The following is a 1,039-nucleotide window of genomic DNA, read 5'->3' on the forward strand; positions in this document are numbered from 1 at the left end:
ATGAATAATAGTATTATGAGTAATTTTTTCATTAACAATCTCCGTCCTTATGTTTGATTTATAACCGTTTTTATTTAGTTTCCCCCTCTAATTTAAATGGTCCGCTATCATTATCACCAGTTTCTTCCGTAAGCATTTTCATATTTGCCCTCGTAAAATATATAGGACCTGACCAAGAAGCGCCTAATTCTAACAATACGCCTATACTTCCGTCTTTTAATATGGCTAATGAAGAATATCCCGCTTGTCCTTTAAATGTATAACGACCTTTCCAAGTCTTGCCTTCATCATAACTGTAATACATCATTGGGTCTGCTGGCGGGGTGGAGACTGTATAAGGTTTGGTATCAAACATTGTTATGATTCTATTTTTATCCCAACCGTTATTTGTGGAAGTATAGTATATTATATCGCCATTTGAAGCCGAAGAAGGCAAATCGCTTCGAGGTTCTGCCACGCCCCAAGTCTCGCCGTTATCGGTAGATTTCGCAAAATATCTTTGATACACGCCTCCTGGTCTTGCAGCCATTAATAAACTTCCATCGTTAAGTTCCACTATTTTAGCCTCATTACCGCCAGAGCCATCCGAATGTTCAGGAGCATTTTTAGATACTTTCCAAGTTTCGCCTCCGTCATCCGAATACATTACATAATTCTTAAAAATACCATTAGCGCTTTCTCTAACCGTTAAAACAAATAACATTCTGCCGTTTCTAAGCTGAACTCCGTTTCCCGAACTTGCAAACGCTGCATGCCAAGTCTTTCGAGTAGCGTCTTTACAAGCCGAACCGTAAATTTGAGGAGTTATATCTACGGGAGTTCCCCAAGTTTCGCCATTATCTACGCTCTTTATTATTTTAATTCTGATAGGGTCATCGGGAGTAGACGCCGTAAAACCATTATTAGCGGCTACAACGCAAATAATATTTCCAGTTTTTCTGTCTAAAATAAATCCCGCATCTCCATGACCATCATTTTTAGATGTGCTTTCGGGAGTAATTCTTGTTTCAGCAGACCAAGTCTTACCGTTATTCGTGCT

1 protein-coding gene is annotated in these 1,039 nt (G+C 39.1%); it reads right to left on the minus strand.

The features are described 5' to 3' along the window. Positions 1 to 70 precede the first annotated feature (70 nt). Positions 71 to 1,039: sialidase family protein (locus EZH24_RS12455; RefSeq protein ID WP_137999371.1), on the minus strand; the 969-nt coding region annotated here is incomplete at its 5' end.

It is taken from the genome of Brachyspira catarrhinii (assembly GCF_005518285.1).
GTDB classification, from domain to species: Bacteria; Spirochaetota; Brachyspiria; order Brachyspirales; family Brachyspiraceae; genus Brachyspira; species Brachyspira catarrhinii.